Origin of the sequence: Cognataquiflexum aquatile, assembly GCF_003316845.1 — a bacterium.
Classification (GTDB): Bacteria; Bacteroidota; Bacteroidia; order Cytophagales; family Cyclobacteriaceae; genus Cognataquiflexum; species Cognataquiflexum aquatile.
Genome location: NZ_QMIK01000005.1, coordinates 252,562 through 268,844, shown reverse-complemented (window position 1 = coordinate 268,844; position 16,283 = coordinate 252,562). Strand labels below are relative to the sequence as shown.

Here is a 16,283-nt window from a genome sequence, read left to right as displayed (position 1 = left end):
TAGACCACTTTCGAGAGTCCATAGCCACTACAATGGATTTTCAATCCGAGTTTTATATGGTTTGTGCGTGAAAGCGTACATACATAAATTCTAAAAATACAACCTTACTTAAAAACTGAAGTCCGGCATTTAGCCGGATTTTTTGTGATGACCTTTGATATGCAGCCTGCTAGAGTAATTTAAACTATCTGTTATTTGTATTGGATCAGTAATTATTGCGTCGTGGGATTCTCATTCAAAAAAAAACCAAACCATCAAAAAATTGAAAAAGGCTCAAAATGATGAATTTTGAGCCTTTTGATTTTATTTCTAAGGTGAATATATCAATCCTTTTTCTTCAGGTCACCCCTTTTGATGGATTGGATAAATTTGGACCAAGCAAAAGGATCCATCAAAGTAAAAGGTCTAGGTCCGTAGCGGTCTTGGATCTGCATGACCTGTCCCTGTTGGAAATACCTCATATTTTCATTGCCCGAAGCCGGCATTGCCTCCGCATACCTCAGGAGAGTTTCTGGACTTAGATTCCCTGTTCTATCGATAGTCATCGGGGCTTCATAATTCATCGCCAAAACCTGTCTTTTGAATTCATCCTCAGTAGGATAGGGCATGACCTCGATTTCTGCCAAAGCAATCTCATCGACCTGCATGGTGAGGATCAAAGAGATCTTGTCATCTTCTACTTTTTCGGGGACTTTGAAAGACTGTTTTCTCAAACCTATAAAACTGAAAATCACACTGTCACCTTCCAATACCGGCATAGAAAAATAGCCATACCTACCCGAACTTGTGCCACGTCCCTTTTTTGGAACATAGACATTGACTCCCGGAACAGCATCCGTACTGTCAGCATTGAGGATAATTCCTGAAAGCTGGATCACTTTTTTTTCTCTATCTTGGGCAAAACCGTCTTCAATTCCCAAAATGAAAAGGGTGAAAAAAAGGAAAACAGCTATCGGGTGTACTTTAAATTTCAAGGCAATACAGTTTATCTTATTGATTCGCTGAACCGAATTCAGTCTAATTAGGTTTTCTAATTTGGGTATAATATTAGCCTATTTTAGTTTCATTTGCTTAATTTCGACCGGGTTTTATTCGTTAATTTTACTAAATGCGACTTAAAAATATCAGCTTAAGCTATGGAATGAGGATTTTTAAGGCACTTTCCGAAGAGCCGAGAGTCCGCATCCTTCATCTTTTGCTCCAAAACAAAGAACTGTCGATTTCTGATCTGGAACATATCCTGGACTTTACCCAGACAAAAACCAGCCGACATTTGATCTACCTCAAAAATTCCGGATTGTTGGGAAGCCGAAGGGTGGACCAATGGATTTTTTACTATATCTTGGACGAAGCCCAAGAGATCATCCAACAGATTTTTAAGTTTATCCAAAAAGATCCGAATTTCAAGCGTGACCAGGATGTATACAATATCCTGCTTACCAACCGGGAATTGGCCATCAATAAAATTGAGAATAACCCATACCGCAAATAGTAACTTCCTTTTGAAAAAGTACCGACACATCTTCTTTGACCTTGACCATACACTTTGGGATTATGATACCAATGTCCAGGAATCACTCTCCGAATTGTTTGAAATCTACCAACTTCCGACTGTAGGTATTCCTGACTTTCAGACATTCATCGATGCATTCTATCAGGTGAATTTTAAGCTTTGGGCACTATATGATTTGGGTAAAATTGACAAACAAAACCTGAGGGAAACGCGGTTCAAACTCATCTTTGAAAAAGCCGGAGTCAGTGGAAGCAATGTTCCCAAAGAAATGGAAGAAGATTTTATGCAAAGAACTTCTTCCAAACCCCATCTGCTTCCTTATTCCAAGGAGATTTTGGATTATTTGAGTCCCAACTACAAGATGCACATCATCACCAATGGCTTCAATGAAAGTCAGGCCAAGAAAATGCATTCTTCGGGCTTGACGCCGTATTTTGATCTGGTGGTGACTTCTGAAACAACAGGTCACAAAAAGCCTGATCCAAGGATCTTTCAATATGCGATGGATAAATTGGCTGTGAAATCTGCCGATTGTATCATGATAGGCGATAATCCCAATTCGGATATCCTTGGAGCTATCCGGTCCAATATCGACCAAATCTATTTCGATCCCCACGAAAAAGGAATTGAGCATCAGCCTACACATACAATTCGGCATTTGAAGGAATTGGAAGGGCTATTGTGAGAATGTATCAAGTACAAAGTATCAAGTACCATGTATCAAGATGGAGGAGCAAGAAACAAGAACGAAGTAATATAATGTTTTCTCCTATCTTCCGTAACAGGAGCGAAGCTGATAACAATTACAACAAATACACCATTACAACTTTTGAAATTCGGCAGGTTTTCAGGATGGTAGTCCTTATCTTTGCCCCTTCAGAAATCATAAACTCAAATTCATATGCTCAAAGGTTTTTTTAACGTTCCCAAGCCGGTCAACGAACCGGTAAAAAGTTATGCTCCGGGTTCTCCCGAGAGGATCGAACTGCAGCAGACGCTGAAGGAATTCAGGTCGCAGCTTGTAGATGTGCCTATGTATATCGGAAGCGAAGAAGTGAGGACAGGAGTTAAAAAATCCATGTCCCCTCCCCATGACCATAAGCACCTTTTGGGATTCTTCCATGAGGGAGATGCATCCCATGTAGAACAGGCGATCAATGCTGCTTTGGGAGCAAAAGAAGCTTGGGAAACCATGGAATGGGAGCAAAGAGCAGCGATTTTCCTCAAAGCCGCAGACCTCTTGGCAGGTCCATACCGTGCCAAGATCAATGCGGCCACCATGCTGGGACAATCCAAAAATGCCTTTCAAGCCGAAATCGACGCAGCCTGTGAATTCATAGATTTTCTAAGGTTTAATGTGCAATACATGTCTGAAATCTATGCGCAGCAGCCGCCCGTTTCCGGCGCAGGAGTTTGGAATAGATTGGAGCAAAGACCGCTTGAGGGATTTGTATTTGCTTTGACCCCGTTCAATTTTACAGCCATAGCAGGAAATCTTCCTACTGCTCCGGCCATGATGGGAAACACCGTCGTATGGAAACCAGCTTACACGCAGATTTACTCTGCAAATGTACTGATGCAGGTTTTCAAAGAAGCGGGCGTGCCGGATGGCGTTATCAATTTGGTTTTTGTAGACGGCCCAACAGCCGGAAGTATCATTTTCAACCATCCCGATTTTGCAGGAATCCACTTTACAGGTTCCACAGGAGTATTCCAACACATCTGGAAAACGGTTGGAGAAAATATCTTTAAGTATAAATCCTATCCGAGAATAGTGGGCGAAACAGGTGGGAAAGACTTTGTCTTGGCACACAAGTCTGCCCATGCCAAAGCAGTAGCGGTCGGACTTTCGAGGGGAGCTTTTGAATATCAGGGACAGAAATGCTCCGCGGCTTCTAGGGCTTACATTCCTTCCAATATCTGGCCTGATGTCAAAAAATACCTGTTGGAGGATTTGGCTTCCATGAAAATGGGACCTACAGAAGATTTCACCAACTTCATCAATGCAGTGATCGACGAGAAGTCTTTTGACAAAATCTCCAAATACATCGACAATGCCAAAAATGCCCCGGGTGTTGAAATCATCGCCGGCGGCCATCATGACAAATCCAAAGGTTATTTTATCCAACCGACTGTCCTCCTAACCAAAGACCCGATGTACACGACCATGTGCGAAGAAATATTTGGACCGGTATTGACCATCTATGTCTATCACGAAGAGCACTTTGAGGAAGCATTGGAATTGGTCGATCAGACTTCGCCTTATGCTTTGACAGGCGCCGTATTCTCCCAAGACAGGTATGCGATCGAATTGGCTACCAAAAAACTGAGAAATGCAGCAGGTAATTTCTACATCAATGACAAGCCGACAGGTGCGGTCGTGGGTCAACAGCCTTTTGGAGGTGCAAGGGCATCCGGTACCAATGACAAAGCCGGTTCCATGATCAATTTGCTGCGTTGGGTTTCTCCCCGGACCATCAAGGAAACGTTTGTATCCCCGGTGGACTACAGGTATCCGTTTTTGGGAAAAGATTGAGAGGAGAAACGAGAGCCGAGAAGCTAGAGAAAAGAGGCAATACAGGGAAAAGACCATCGGAGCATTTAGGCTTTGGTGGTTTTTTCTTTTTAGAATTCAGGTGAAATTCAAAGTGTATCCTTGTAAAATTAAAGTATGATTTTAAATTTACAAGGATGATTGAAAGGAAGATAGTTTTTGAACTAAAATTGAGGTATGGGTAAGTATTTCTTTTTTCTTTTGGCAGTGGTTTTTTCCTGTAATTCCAAGGAATCCAACCCCGAATTCATATCCGGTGAGTTGACTGAATACATTTCAGATACCCTTTACTTCGAAAAGGATGAGTTTACCAAAAACCTTCCTTCCAAATTCGCTTACCTTGAAGAGAATGATAGCAGTTTACTTTATGCATGGTATGACAAAAGGCTTTTGAAATACAGTTACCCCTCCGGCAAATTGCTTTCAAGTACCAATTTCTTTGCAGAAGGTCCTGATGGGATCGGCTCTTTTATATCGGGGAGTTTGATTACTAAAGATGGATTGTTTTTTATCTCAGACCAGAAAGAAATTGTTTATACAGATTTTGAAGGGAAAGTTATCAGCAGATTTCCTTTGCCTGCGGTGCCGGAGGAAAGGTTGGCCGCTAATTTTTCTGCGATGAATGGCAATGACATGACCTATGATGCTGCAACCAAGACCTTGTTTTTGGCTGATGTTCCATTTGTACTCAAAGAACCCAATATGAATTACCGGGATTGGTTATGGAAATTGGATACCCGTTCTGGAAATTTTGATTCTGTAGGCTTCAACTATCCCGAAAAATACAGGGAACACTATGATGATCCTGAACTTGGAGTTTTTGCCCATTCCTATATTATTGACCGCGATCTTTTTGTGGTCAATTTTCCTGCAAATGATTCCTTATTGATTTTGGATTCGGACAAAAGTTATTGGGTGGATGGCCGAAGCGCTAGAACTTTGACTTTTGAAAAAGGGAAAACCGAACCTAGGGGAGAGTGGACAGTTTTTAATCCAAGTATGAAGACAAGTAGATACAAATTCACCCAATATGATCCTTATCGGAAAAGACTTTTTAGATATGTAAATATTGAAACCAAAGAATCAGAAATAGAAACTTACACCAATGAAAGCAGCTTTATTCTTTTAGACAGTGAGTTAGGAAAAGTAGCGGAGCTTTTTTTTGACAATCAAAAGATCATACCTTCAGGATTTTTCACGCCCAATGGATTTTATCTAAAATTGGCAGAACAGCAAAGCGATGATAGAGAAGGGTATGTCCGGTTTGATTTTTAACCACAAAAGGCACAAAAGAATTTTCTTTTGTGCCTTTTGTGGTTAAATGGTATTTTCAATTACTTCTTCTTAAAAAGCGAATCCACAAATTCCTTCCGATTAAAAACCTGTAGGTCAGTCATTTTTTCACCAACCCCAATGTACTTGACAGGGATTTTGAATTGGTCTGATATTCCGATAACGACGCCTCCTTTGGCTGTTCCGTCTAGTTTGGTAATCGCAAGGGCTGTGATATCAGTCGCTTTGGTAAATTCCTGCGCTTGGATAAAGGCATTCTGACCTGTAGATCCATCCAATACGAGTAACACCTCATGCGGTGCATCGTCGATGAATTTTTGCATCACCCTTTTGATTTTGGTCAGCTCGTTCATCAGGTTGACTTTGGTATGCAACCTGCCTGCAGTGTCTATGATCACGACATCAGCACCGGTATCTACCCCTTGCTTGACTGCATCAAAAGCCACTGAAGCTGGATCGGTATTCATGCCGTGGGACACGATGGGTACATCGACACGTTTTGCCCAAAGGATCAGTTGGTCCACCGCTGCAGCCCTGAAAGTATCGGCAGCACCAAGGACTACTGACTTTCCGGCTTGTTTGAATTGGTAGGCGAGTTTGCCGATGGTGGTTGTTTTGCCCACACCGTTGACACCGACTACCATGATGACATATGGCTTTTTGTCTGCCGGCAGGTCAAAGTCTGAGAGATCGGTACTTTGGTTTTCTTCGAGCAAACCCATGATTTCTTCCCTTAGGATCACATCGAGTTCTGCCGTATTGAGGTATTTGTCTTTGGCAACTCGATCTTCGATTCTTCTGATAACCTTAATGGTCGTGTCGACCCCTACATCAGAGGTGATGAGGATTTCCTCCAATTCATCCAATATCTCCTCATCAACTTTAGATTTGCCGACAACAGCTTTGCTTAACCTAGAAAAAATGTTTTCGCTGGATTTTTGTAAACCTTGGTCAAGGCTTTCTTTTTTTTCCTTCGAAAAGAAACCGAAAATTCCCATAGCTTGTGATTTTTAAAGTCCGAATATAACAAAAAAGTCCCTTCAAAGACTTTGCCTGAAGGGACTTTCGATCGCAAAAAGTGCAATGAAATTATTTTTTCAAGGTATCCTGAACCATAGTGGTTGGAACCATTTCTTCTTTGAAGGTATATGCACCTGATTTTTCAGATTTGATTGCTCTGATTACTTTAGCATATGTTACGCCACCTTCTTTTTTCAGGGTTGCTACTACTTTCTTAGCCATATTTTCAAGGTTTATACTGTTGCCGGAAGCAACCTAGGTCCTAAATTATTTAATTTCTTTGTGAACCGTCATTTTCTTCAAGATCGGATTGAATTTTTTCAATTCAAGTCTTGTAGTGGTGTTTTTACGGTTTTTGGTAGTGATGTATCTTGAAGTACCTGGAAGGCCTGTAGCCTTGTGCTCGGTGCACTCCATGATCACTTGTACTCTGTTACCTTTCTTAGCCATCGCTGTATATATTTAAATGGTAAACCTGATCTGATTATTTAATGATAACGTATCCTTTAGCCTGGGCTTCTCTCAACACAGGAGTAATTCCTTTTTTGTTGATGGTTCTCAAAGCTTTGGTACAAACCTTTAAAGTGATCCAAGCATCTTCCTCAGGGATGTAGAAGCTTTTCTTATGCAAATTTGGATAAAATTTACGCTTGGTCTTGTTGTTCGCATGCGATACATTATTACCTACTTGAGGTCTCTTGCCGGTAATGTCACAAACTTTTGCCATGATATATGATCGTAATTGTATAGACGTTTTTTCAATTGAGTTTGCAAATATCGGACTTTTACCTGAAATACCAATACTAGCTTCTAAAAATATTCAGTAAAATTCTTATTTTAATTGGAGAGACAAGAGGCAAGTAATCAGTAGGCAGTCTCAGTATTCAGTGGATTGGTAGTGGTATTAGAAACAATTAGAACAAATACAACCACTACAACTCCATTAACCAATAACCAAATAACCAAATAACCAATAACCTAATAACCCAATCACTTCTCCCCATAAGGACAATGTTTGCAGCCGCTGCCACAGCAATAGCCTCTCCTCAGGTGATATTGTGCTGTAAAAACCATCAGCCCTTTTTCATTGGTGTAATAATCCCCGGGAATCAGCTTCATGGGTGCTGCAGGCTTCTTTTTTGAGTTCATTCTGTAATCCTAAAGGCTTTTGCTATATTTGCCAAACCGTTTTGGGCGGTGAAATTTATCCTTGACGGGTAACAAATCTACAAATATTATGATTGAAACAATAAACTCAAGTAGCCAAGCTATCGCACTGGAAGACAGGCACGGAGCTCACAATTACCATCCCCTGCCGGTTGTATTATCAAGAGGAGAGGGAGTTTTCCTTTGGGATGTAGAAGGTAAAAAATACTATGACTTCCTGTCGGCATATTCTGCCGTGAATCAGGGGCATTGTCATCCAAGGATCAAAGATGCCTTGATCGAGCAGGCAGGTACTTTGACTTTGACGTCAAGGGCATTTTATAATGATGTCTTGGGACCATTTGAAAAATACATTACTGAATACTTTGGCTTTGACAAAGTTCTCCCGATGAATACCGGTGCAGAAGGCGTGGAAACAGCCTTGAAAATAGCCAGAAAATGGGGATATGAAAAAAAAGGCGTGGACGAAAACCAGGCAGTTATTGTCGTTGCTGAAAATAACTTCCATGGGAGAACTTCTACTATCATTTCATTTTCTTCTGATAGCAACGCGAGAAAGAATTTTGGCCCATATACCCCGGGGTTTATAAAAATACCCTACGACGATATTTCAGCCTTGCAAAATGCGCTTGAGGATAAAAATGTTGTCGCCTTTTTAGTGGAGCCGATTCAGGGTGAAGCCGGTGTATATACTCCAGCTGAAGATTTTATCCGAAGAGCTGCTGAGGCTTGCAAAGCCAAAAATGTCCTTTTCATCGCTGATGAAATCCAGACAGGAATTGCCAGGACAGGTTCCCTTTTGGCGGTTTGTGGCAATTGTACATGTGAAGGACATTGCGAAAAACAAGATACTTACACCAAGCCTGACATGTTGATCTTGGGAAAAGCGATCTCAGGCGGATTCTATCCTGTATCGGCTGTGTTGGCGGATAATCATATCATGGAAGTCATCAAGCCTGGTCAGCATGGATCTACATTTGGGGGCAATCCTCTTGGAGCGAAAGTTGCCATAGCAGCGCTTGAAGTGGTAAGAGATGAGAAATTAGCCCAAAATGCACGGAAACTCGGAAAAATCTTCAGGGAGAGAATGCAGATTTTGGTGGATAAATACAAAATCCTCAAACTCGTCAGGGGCAAAGGACTACTCAACGCAGTCGTGGTCAATGACTCCCCGAACAGCAGCACCGCTTGGGATATGTGCGTGTCTTTGAAAGACAACGGTCTCCTCGCCAAACCCACCCATGGCAACATCATCCGCTTTGCGCCGCCTTTGGTCATGACCGAAGAGCAGCTGCACGACTGCTGCGATATCATCGAGAAAGTGGTCAAAGAGTTTGAAAAATAGACATTTTAGCAGATTTAGATTAATTGAAATAGAAACCCTCCGGGAGAAATAGAGGTCCCGGAGGGTTTTTTAATGTCCTTTTGTTAGCTTTGCCACCACAAGAAAAACCTATTAATCCATGAAAAAAGCAGTTATTTTCGATATGGATGGCGTCATTTGCCATACCAATCCCTTTCATTCTATGGCTTTCAGGGAGTTTTTTGCAAGAAGGGATATGCACCCTACTGAGGAAGAATTCCAATTGCATATGTATGGCAAAAGTAACTCTTATATAATGAGCCACTTTTTTGGAAGAAAAATCGCCGGACAAGAACTGTTGGAATTGGAGAATGAGAAAGAAGGCCTCTTCAGGGAAATCTACAAGGACAAAGTGGATCCGATCGCCGGGTTTCAGAATTTTTTCCACCAACTCAAAACCAACCAATTTTTAACCGGTGTCGCTACTTCTGCACCCTTTGCCAACCTTGAAATGATAGCCGGAAAATTATCCCTGATCGACAGGATGGAGTCCATTTTGGCAAGTGAGGACGTGACCAAGCACAAACCGGATCCTGAGGTTTACCTCAAGTCAGCGGCTAACCTACAGGTGGAGCCCGGTATTTGTGTCGTCTTTGAAGATTCATTTTCAGGCGTCACCGCTGCCAAAAATGCGGGGATGAAAGTTGTGGGAGTTTTGTCCTCCCATTCCCGCTCTGAATTGCCGGTGTGTGACTTATATATTGAAGATTTTAGGGAGATGGATACAGACCGGATTTTTTCATTGATTGGATACTCCAAGTAAATTTCAGTGCTAAACATTTAACTTTGATTTGACTAAATTCAGACTACTATGCTCATTAGACCAAGAAGAAACAGAAAATCCCAAGGTATCCGCAACATGGTGGAAGAAACAAGACTTTCTGTCAAAGACTTTATTTTCCCGATGTTTCTGATTGATGGAATCAACCAAAAGATTGAAGTTTCCTCTATGCCCGGGATATACAGGTATTCTTTGGATCTGATGTTGGGTGAGATAGAAGCGTGTATGAAACTTGGGATTATGGCATTTGATATTTTTCCTGCCTATCCTGAAATTAAGAAAGACAAATTTGCCACTGAAAGCCATAATCCCGGGACATTTTATCTCAAAGCGATATTCAAAATCAAAAGTACATTCCCTGAGGCAGTGGTCATGACGGACGTGGCAATGGATCCATACAGTTCGGATGGGCATGACGGTCTTGTTGAAAATGGAAAAATCCTTAATGACGAGACATTGGAAATCTTGGGCAAAATGTCTTTGGCACAGGCACAGGCAGGGGCTGATATTCTCGGACCTTCAGATATGATGGATGGGAGAGTTGGGTTCATCAGGTCAGTTCTGGATAAAAACGGCTATACCGATGTTTCCATTATGTCCTACACTGCCAAATATGCTTCGGCTTTTTATGGTCCTTTCAGGGAGGCATTGGATTCCGCACCCAAAATGGGAGACAAAAAGACTTACCAGATGGATCCGGCAAATTACAGCGAAGCATTGATCGAAGCTGGACTGGATACAGCTGAGGGGGCAGATTTCTTGATGGTCAAGCCCGCTTTGGCGTATTTGGACATCATCAAATTGCTGAAAGACAATTCGAACCTGCCTATAGCTGCCTACAATGTCAGCGGAGAGTATGCCATGGTCAAAGCTGCTGCCCAAAAAGGCTGGCTTGACGGAGAAAGAGCCATGCTAGAATCATTGTTGAGTATAAAAAGGGCAGGAGCGAATGTTATCCTGAGCTATTTTGCAAAAGAGTATGCAACTTTAGTCAAAAAGTAACAAATTTTTGATTTTAATAGGACCCAGTTCTTGAGATTTCACTATCACAAATCCCTTTGGCTAATCGCTTGTCCAAAGGGATTTGCTTTTTTTATGTAATTGGTGAAAAATTGGGTTAATTTTTTGACCTAAGGTTTAGAAATGTGCACATAGATTCGGTTTAAGCCATAAATCAACCTGTGTAAACCGAAAATTAGGGGCTCTTTTATCGAAAATTATAAAATTTGAAAGTATATGGTTAAAAAAACAACTTATGTATCATTCATGTGATATAAAAATTTCAATTGTTGGGCTATTTTATTACCTAAAAAGTAAAAAAATATGTAAAATTTTGATTTTTAGGTTTTTAAATTAACCTATTTTTAAAAAAAATTGATTTTTTTCAATTTTTTTTTTGTAATAAATCAATAACACAAAGTCTGTTAAAGTTCAAATTTCAATATTTTCTTATTTTCAGATTATTATTCTATAAATTTTATTAATAGTAAATATTATTTTTATTTAATGATTTTCGGTATCGATTGCGGAAAACATTTTTTCAAAAACAGAATAATATTTGGTTTTTTAGGGATCAAAAAATAAGCCGTATTAATTGAATAATTTAATGTTTTATAAATAAAACAATAAAAAATAATCAACTAAATCGATTAATCATTGGCTTTTTGACAATGATGGGTTTTATTTTTTGAAAAAAATGTAATTAGATTTAGCCTATTCAAAGAAATCAAACCTATTCAAAATGTTATCAAATAAGTTGTTGTAAAAATTAAAACCTATGAAGTGGATGAACTCAATGATCGCTCAAGTAAGCGATGTGCCTGCCGCGGTTGATGTCACGGCAGAGCTGGCACAAACCCTCTTAACGACCAATAATGTATGGATGATGCTCTGTACAGCTATGGTATTTATTATGCATTTGGGTTTTGCGGCTGTGGAAACTGGATTTGGCCAAGCTAAGAATACGGTCAATATTCTTTTCAAAAATACAGTAACCCCGATAATAGGATTGATAACCTATGCCATTTGCGGGTTTTTCCTTATGTATCCGGGATTTGAGACCCCAGGATGGTTTGCCTTCGCAAGTGAAGGTTGGAGCATGTTCTGGTTTAGTCCGGCAGATGCAGATGTTACTTCCGGTTATGCAAGCGGGGGTTACACTTATTGGACTGACTTCCTTTTCCAAGCAATGTTTGCGGCAACATGTGCCACGATAGTTTCAGGTGCAATAGCCGAAAGGGTCAAAGTGTGGGCTTACCTCATCTTTACCTTGTTTTTTGTGGGTTTGATTTATCCACTTATCGGAAGCTGGCAATGGGGCGGTGGTGCTTTAAAGGCCATGGGATTTTATGATTTTGCCGGTTCCACATTGGTTCACTCTGTAGGTGGATGGGGTGCCTTGGCGGGCGTCATCCTTGTTGGCCCAAGGATTGGTAAATTTATAGATGGAAAAGCCATTGCAAAACCTGGAGCAAGTATTCCGCTCGCTGTAATTGGTACATTCCTTCTATGGTTTGGGTGGTTTGGATTTAATGGAGGTTCGGTGCTTTCTGCAAATCCGGGGCTTGTATCCTCGGTGTTGGTAGTAACCTGCCTCGGCGCTGCCGCCGGAGGAACGGGTGGATTTTTAGCCGCATACTTTGCATTCAATAGACTAGACCTCGGTATGGTGCTCAATGGTATCCTAGCCGGATTGGTAGGAATTACAGCCGGTGCTGATGTTTTCACACCGGCCGCTGCCTTATTAATTGGTTTTATTGCCGGGATTTTGGTAGTTATTTCTGCTGTTTTCCTTGACAAAATGAAATTGGATGATGTTGTGGGTGCCGTTTCTGTCCACCTTACCTGTGGGATATGGGGAACATTGGCAGTAGGTATTTTTTCTACTAACCCTGATCATTCCTTTGTAACCCAATTAATTGGGGTAGCAGTGTGCGGTGCGACAGCCTTCATTTCAGCTTTTGCCATTTTCTACATCCTGAAAGTTACCGTGGGTATCAGGGTTTCCGAAGCACATGAAAAATCCGGTTTGGATTCACACGAACACGGAATCAGAGGATATACCATCATTTTCGACGAATAGGAGAAAAAACCAAACAACTAATTACAAAAAAGCAAGAACCCTGCCCAAGGAAAAAAACGCGACTCTCTTTCTGATTGGGTCAGGGTTCTCTTCAGCTAAATCATGTTTAACCGATAATCAAAACTAAAATGAAAAATCTTCATGCGCTAATAATATTCCTATTATTGTTAATTTCTGTTCCTGTAATTGCTCAAGAAGAAGAGGAGGAAGAAGAAGGTAAATTGTCCTTCTCAGGTTCTGCAGACGTGTATTTCCGCAAAAATTTCAATGGTCCCACAAAGGGTGAGTTTGCCCAATCCCCAAATACATCATTTGGTAATCTTCCGGGTTTTTCTCTCGGTATGTTCAATTTGATCACCAAATATGAAGGAAGTAAAGTCGGTGTTGTAGCTGACTTGGTATTCGGACCCCGTGGGGAGGATGCTGTATTCGGATCTCCTATGAATACAGGAGGTTTTGCAGGAAGTTCTCAGATGGTCAACCAACTGTATGTGTATTGGAATGTCACTGATGCGGTTACTTTGACCTTTGGTAATTTCAATACCTACTTGGGCTATGAGGTTATATCACCAACAGCCAACTTTAATTATTCCACCTCCTATATGTTTTCATATGGACCTTTTTCCCATACAGGTATCAAAGCGAATATTGACTTGTCAGAGAAATTTACCTTTATGGCTGCCATTATGAACCCAACGGATATGACGGAATTCAATAATTTTGAGACTTATACTTTTGGAGCGCAATTGGGTTATGCTGGAGAAATGGGAAACACTTACTTGAATTTCCTTTATGGTGACCAGGATGGCAAATTCGATGTAGATTTTCCAATAAATACAGGTCAGGTTTCTGCAGGAAGGACATTCCAAGTTGATCTTACAACGGGTCTTAACCTTACTGAGAAATTTTATTTAGGTTTTAACACCACCTACAATACCATTGCTCCTGGAGAGATTGTCACAGGTCCGGACGACGTTGAGGATGCTAACGGTGATCCATCTGGTTTTTATGGAGCGGCTATCTATCTTCAGTCCCAAGTATCCAAAAAATTCAGACTTGGTGCAAGGGGTGAATATTTCTCTGTCTTCAACACCGGTATTGATGGTGCAGTTGGTTTGAATGATGACGGTGATGGAAATGTTTTTGCATTGACACTTTCAGGCAATGTAAAAGTAACCAAGAATTTTTCCTTGATTCCTGAACTAAGGATGGATACCACTTCCGAAGATACTTTCCTGAACAATTCACTTGATCCTTCCAAAAACCTTTCTTCTTTCCTTTTGGCAGCAGTTTTTTCTTTTTAACCGAAATTTCTTAAATTTTTTTCCAAAATCTGTCTTCAATAAAAAAGAAGGCAGGTTTTGGTTTTTTTATGCCTAAACCTTTCCAATTGGTTCAATCGGAATTCAATTTTTTTATATAGTTGGATTTTTTTTGAAAACATGGTTTAAAATTACCCGATTTTTGAATTTCTATACTTCCATAAACAGTATTTAATTTCTTTTTTATTGTAAAAAAATATATAAAAGTCTGTTTTGGTCAAACATTTTTTGGTTTTCACGTATATATTACTGAAAATTTGAAAACCCAAATCACTTTAAATATGAAAAAGATCCCATTATTTATCCTCGCGTTTTTCTTAACAATATTTGTAGTAAACGCCCAGGCATTCAAGGACCTACAAGGACCTGCTGCCAAGAATTATAAACCATGGAAAGATAATTCCAAAAAAACGACCGCCATGGTCAATGTAACGCCTAATGAAAAACAAGGTCCGGCATTCAAGAATGCAAAAGCTTGGGAAATGGAAACCGAAAAAGTAGCATTGGTATCAAGACCGGTTAGCGATGAAAGAGAATTCGGTCCAAAAGCCAAAAACAGACAACCTTGGAAGAATGATTGATCCGTATCCAAAATAAATTAAAAAGGACGTTTTATACGTCCTTTTTTTTTTTTTTTTTGCTTTCCGTAAACTTAATTTTACTTTTAACCAAAACATTCCTACAGCTATGAAAATTTCTGCCATAAGTTTATTGTTGATTTTGGTCTTGATGTCTTCCTGTATAAACTGGGAAGATCAGCCCGTTACAGGTTCTGTGTTATTTACTTCTCGAAACTTCTCTCCAAATACAGAATACTTTATTGCACCTGCGGAGGTTTATGTGCAATTAAGAAACTCTCCCGACATCAATCCCTGGATTAGGACCGGTATTTTGGGAACCTCATTTGTGGTTTCTGATTTATTGGAAGGAACTTATGTGATTGTTGCCGGGGGAGTTGTAAAGACTTTTCAGATTATTCCAGGTAGACAAGTGGAAGTTTTTGTTGGGTGAGTTTCAACAGGTTTTTTTTAATGCTTCCAATTTAACCGGAAGCATGGCTGTTTCTCTACTTAATATTGGACAACTGATTTGTGCAATTGGATTAACTGGAGTAATATTTTAGACTTTCCTGTTTGATTTTTCTCGTTTGTCATTATTTGATTTTTTGAAGGCAAAGTCAAGGCTAATTTGGAATAGATATCTTCTATTCTGATTTAAAAACACATCAACCAACTATTATGAAAACCGATTTAATTTCCCGGATTCTAATAATCCTGTCATTTCTATTTGTTGTTTCTTGTACAGAAATTCCGGAATACCCAACTAGTGGTTCCCTTAGAATGAAGCAGGTATCTTCATTGAATATATTGCAATATAGACTTGCGACAGAAAGTACTTTCCAGATACGTGGAGGTTTTATTCCGGTAGGGTCGGAGGTCAAAACAGGCCAAATTGTCAACAATTTAATCATTGAAAATCTTTTGCCTGGAACCTATGTATTGGAATATTTTTTAGGAAATGAACAGCCTGTTCAAACAATCAAGGTTGTACAAATAATCGCAGGTAAAGAAACCCTGTTGGAGTTATAGAGGAAATCATAGGGATTGGCGTGTGAATTTACCATCCAAAAAAGAACCATCCGAAACAAAACTAAAATTCAATAATTGTTTTCGGATGGCTTAACTATAATGAGGAATCATAATTCTTCTTCTCTTTCAAGCATCAGGATAGAATGCTGTGGGACGATGAAATATTTTTCCCCCTCATAAATTACTTCAAATGCACCGTTTAATAGGAAAATAGCCAAGTCCCCTTCTTTTGCTTGAAGTGGGACATACCTGATTTTTTCCTCTGCTTCCATCCAAGGTTCCCGGTCTTCTGCCGGCATAGGGATCGGATATCCAGGTCCTGTTTTGATGATATAGCCTTGTTGCACTTTTTCCTTTTCCTGAACTCCCGGAGGAAGGTAAAGTCCCGTGGCTGTTCTTCCGTCAGCTTTTCTGAGTTTGATCAAAACCCTGTCACCTACTATAATGAGTTTCTTGAGTTTGTTATCTGGAGTGAGTTTCATGGGATAGACGTGAGATGGGAGATATGAGTCTTGAGATTTAGAGCCGAGAAGGGTGAGGCGAGATGCGAGATTTGAGACTCCCCTGCAAACTTGATTTTATCGTAATTCTTGTGAGTG

The 16,283-nt window shown here is 40.2% G+C and carries 19 protein-coding genes; 12 read left to right on the top strand and 7 right to left on the bottom strand.

Translation table 11 applies throughout. The annotated features are described in order from the left end of the window. Positions 1-323: 323 nt before the first annotated feature. Positions 324-914, bottom strand: coding sequence for a carboxypeptidase-like regulatory domain-containing protein (locus DQW11_RS16335; RefSeq protein WP_113925294.1), 591 nt, complete (start codon positions 912-914; stop codon positions 324-326). A 194-nt stretch (positions 915-1,108) separates the two neighbouring features. On the opposite strand from DQW11_RS16335, the gene DQW11_RS16330 reads away from it, so the two are divergent. The 4 genes from DQW11_RS16330 to DQW11_RS16310 all read left to right on the top strand — a co-directional run bounded on the left by DQW11_RS16330 (position 1,109) and on the right by DQW11_RS16310 (position 5,342). Further along, a complete protein-coding gene (locus DQW11_RS16330) occupies positions 1,109-1,492 on the top strand; it encodes an ArsR/SmtB family transcription factor (protein WP_113925172.1) in 384 nt (127 codons plus the stop codon). 10 nt (positions 1,493-1,502) lie between these two features. Beyond that, the gene (locus tag DQW11_RS16325; protein WP_113925171.1) at positions 1,503-2,198 is read left to right on the top strand and encodes a YjjG family noncanonical pyrimidine nucleotidase; all 696 of its coding nucleotides are present in this window, start codon (positions 1,503-1,505) and stop codon (positions 2,196-2,198) included. Between the two features lie 216 nt (positions 2,199-2,414). Next, positions 2,415-4,049: an L-glutamate gamma-semialdehyde dehydrogenase gene (pruA, locus tag DQW11_RS16315; RefSeq protein ID WP_113925169.1), complete on the top strand. Its 1,635-nt coding sequence runs from the start codon at positions 2,415-2,417 to the stop codon at positions 4,047-4,049. Positions 4,050-4,244: 195 nt separating this feature from the next. Further along, positions 4,245-5,342 (top strand): DUF4221 family protein, encoded by a 1,098-nt coding sequence (locus DQW11_RS16310; protein WP_113925168.1) that lies wholly within the window; start codon positions 4,245-4,247, stop codon positions 5,340-5,342. Positions 5,343-5,401: 59 nt separating this feature from the next. Here the strand turns inward: DQW11_RS16310 and ftsY are convergent, their stop codons facing one another. The 5 genes from ftsY to DQW11_RS22280 form a co-directional block, all read right to left on the bottom strand. Then, the gene (gene ftsY, locus DQW11_RS16305) at positions 5,402-6,358 is read right to left on the bottom strand and encodes a signal recognition particle-docking protein FtsY (protein WP_113925167.1); all 957 of its coding nucleotides are present in this window, start codon (positions 6,356-6,358) and stop codon (positions 5,402-5,404) included. A gap of 91 nt (positions 6,359-6,449) precedes the next feature. Continuing rightward, positions 6,450-6,602: a DUF4295 domain-containing protein gene (locus DQW11_RS16300; RefSeq protein WP_113925166.1), complete on the bottom strand. Its 153-nt coding sequence runs from the start codon at positions 6,600-6,602 to the stop codon at positions 6,450-6,452. A 45-nt stretch (positions 6,603-6,647) separates the two neighbouring features. Then, positions 6,648-6,830: a 50S ribosomal protein L33 gene (gene rpmG, locus DQW11_RS16295; RefSeq protein ID WP_113925165.1), complete on the bottom strand. Its 183-nt coding sequence runs from the start codon at positions 6,828-6,830 to the stop codon at positions 6,648-6,650. A gap of 34 nt (positions 6,831-6,864) precedes the next feature. Further along, positions 6,865-7,107: a 50S ribosomal protein L28 gene (gene rpmB / locus DQW11_RS16290; protein WP_113925164.1), complete on the bottom strand. Its 243-nt coding sequence runs from the start codon at positions 7,105-7,107 to the stop codon at positions 6,865-6,867. A gap of 263 nt (positions 7,108-7,370) precedes the next feature. Beyond that, a complete protein-coding gene (locus DQW11_RS22280; RefSeq protein WP_157966131.1) occupies positions 7,371-7,529 on the bottom strand; it encodes a DUF5522 domain-containing protein in 159 nt (52 codons plus the stop codon). An 88-nt stretch (positions 7,530-7,617) separates the two neighbouring features. Here DQW11_RS22280 and rocD point away from each other — a divergent pair, with 88 nt between their 5' ends. The 8 genes from rocD to DQW11_RS16250 all read left to right on the top strand — a co-directional run bounded on the left by rocD (position 7,618) and on the right by DQW11_RS16250 (position 15,684). After that, on the top strand, positions 7,618-8,892 hold the full coding sequence (rocD, locus tag DQW11_RS16285; protein WP_113925163.1) for an ornithine--oxo-acid transaminase: 1,275 nt from the start codon (positions 7,618-7,620) through the stop codon (positions 8,890-8,892). A 118-nt stretch (positions 8,893-9,010) separates the two neighbouring features. Continuing rightward, entirely contained in the window at positions 9,011-9,673 is a 663-nt protein-coding gene (locus DQW11_RS16280; RefSeq protein WP_113925162.1) for an HAD family hydrolase, read from the top strand. A gap of 48 nt (positions 9,674-9,721) precedes the next feature. Beyond that, entirely contained in the window at positions 9,722-10,693 is a 972-nt protein-coding gene (gene hemB, locus DQW11_RS16275; protein WP_113925161.1) for a porphobilinogen synthase, read from the top strand. A 775-nt stretch (positions 10,694-11,468) separates the two neighbouring features. Next, positions 11,469-12,773: an ammonium transporter gene (locus DQW11_RS16270; protein ID WP_113925160.1), complete on the top strand. Its 1,305-nt coding sequence runs from the start codon at positions 11,469-11,471 to the stop codon at positions 12,771-12,773. A 128-nt stretch (positions 12,774-12,901) separates the two neighbouring features. Continuing rightward, entirely contained in the window at positions 12,902-14,077 is a 1,176-nt protein-coding gene (locus DQW11_RS16265) for a porin (RefSeq protein ID WP_113925159.1), read from the top strand. Positions 14,078-14,376: 299 nt separating this feature from the next. After that, positions 14,377-14,676, top strand: coding sequence for a hypothetical protein (locus DQW11_RS16260; RefSeq protein ID WP_113925158.1), 300 nt, complete (start codon positions 14,377-14,379; stop codon positions 14,674-14,676). A gap of 106 nt (positions 14,677-14,782) precedes the next feature. Beyond that, a complete protein-coding gene (locus DQW11_RS16255) occupies positions 14,783-15,106 on the top strand; it encodes a hypothetical protein (RefSeq protein WP_113925157.1) in 324 nt (107 codons plus the stop codon). Positions 15,107-15,333: 227 nt separating this feature from the next. Continuing rightward, positions 15,334-15,684 carry a hypothetical protein gene (locus DQW11_RS16250; protein WP_113925156.1) on the top strand — a complete coding sequence of 117 codons (351 nt, stop codon included), beginning with the start codon at positions 15,334-15,336 and terminating at the stop codon, positions 15,682-15,684. A gap of 107 nt (positions 15,685-15,791) precedes the next feature. Here the strand turns inward: DQW11_RS16250 and DQW11_RS16245 are convergent, their stop codons facing one another. Beyond that, complete coding sequence (locus DQW11_RS16245; RefSeq protein WP_113925155.1) at positions 15,792-16,166, bottom strand: co-chaperone GroES; 375 nt, start codon at positions 16,164-16,166, stop codon at positions 15,792-15,794. Positions 16,167-16,283: the final 117 nt, after the last annotated feature.

What these genes read in the sequence shown, in the direction of transcription:
- DQW11_RS16310 (WP_113925168.1), top strand. Translation starts at nt 4,245, where the DNA reads ATGGGTAAGTATTTCTTTTTTCTTTTGGCAGTGGTTTTTTCCTGTAAT.
- pruA (WP_113925169.1), top strand. Translation starts at nt 2,415, where the DNA reads ATGCTCAAAGGTTTTTTTAACGTTCCCAAGCCGGTCAACGAACCGGTA.
- DQW11_RS16250 (WP_113925156.1), top strand. Translation starts at nt 15,334, where the DNA reads ATGAAAACCGATTTAATTTCCCGGATTCTAATAATCCTGTCATTTCTA.
- DQW11_RS16260 (WP_113925158.1), top strand. Translation starts at nt 14,377, where the DNA reads ATGAAAAAGATCCCATTATTTATCCTCGCGTTTTTCTTAACAATATTT.
- DQW11_RS22280 (WP_157966131.1), bottom strand. Translation starts at nt 7,529, where the DNA reads ATGAACTCAAAAAAGAAGCCTGCAGCACCCATGAAGCTGATTCCCGGG.
- hemB (WP_113925161.1), top strand. Translation starts at nt 9,722, where the DNA reads ATGCTCATTAGACCAAGAAGAAACAGAAAATCCCAAGGTATCCGCAAC.
- DQW11_RS16265 (WP_113925159.1), top strand. Translation starts at nt 12,902, where the DNA reads ATGAAAAATCTTCATGCGCTAATAATATTCCTATTATTGTTAATTTCT.
- ftsY (WP_113925167.1), bottom strand. Translation starts at nt 6,358, where the DNA reads ATGGGAATTTTCGGTTTCTTTTCGAAGGAAAAAAAAGAAAGCCTTGAC.
- DQW11_RS16280 (WP_113925162.1), top strand. Translation starts at nt 9,011, where the DNA reads ATGAAAAAAGCAGTTATTTTCGATATGGATGGCGTCATTTGCCATACC.
- rpmG (WP_113925165.1), bottom strand. Translation starts at nt 6,830, where the DNA reads ATGGCTAAGAAAGGTAACAGAGTACAAGTGATCATGGAGTGCACCGAG.
- DQW11_RS16330 (WP_113925172.1), top strand. Translation starts at nt 1,109, where the DNA reads ATGCGACTTAAAAATATCAGCTTAAGCTATGGAATGAGGATTTTTAAG.
- DQW11_RS16245 (WP_113925155.1), bottom strand. Translation starts at nt 16,166, where the DNA reads ATGAAACTCACTCCAGATAACAAACTCAAGAAACTCATTATAGTAGGT.
- DQW11_RS16300 (WP_113925166.1), bottom strand. Translation starts at nt 6,602, where the DNA reads ATGGCTAAGAAAGTAGTAGCAACCCTGAAAAAAGAAGGTGGCGTAACA.
- rocD (WP_113925163.1), top strand. Translation starts at nt 7,618, where the DNA reads ATGATTGAAACAATAAACTCAAGTAGCCAAGCTATCGCACTGGAAGAC.
- DQW11_RS16270 (WP_113925160.1), top strand. Translation starts at nt 11,469, where the DNA reads ATGAAGTGGATGAACTCAATGATCGCTCAAGTAAGCGATGTGCCTGCC.
- rpmB (WP_113925164.1), bottom strand. Translation starts at nt 7,107, where the DNA reads ATGGCAAAAGTTTGTGACATTACCGGCAAGAGACCTCAAGTAGGTAAT.
- DQW11_RS16255 (WP_113925157.1), top strand. Translation starts at nt 14,783, where the DNA reads ATGAAAATTTCTGCCATAAGTTTATTGTTGATTTTGGTCTTGATGTCT.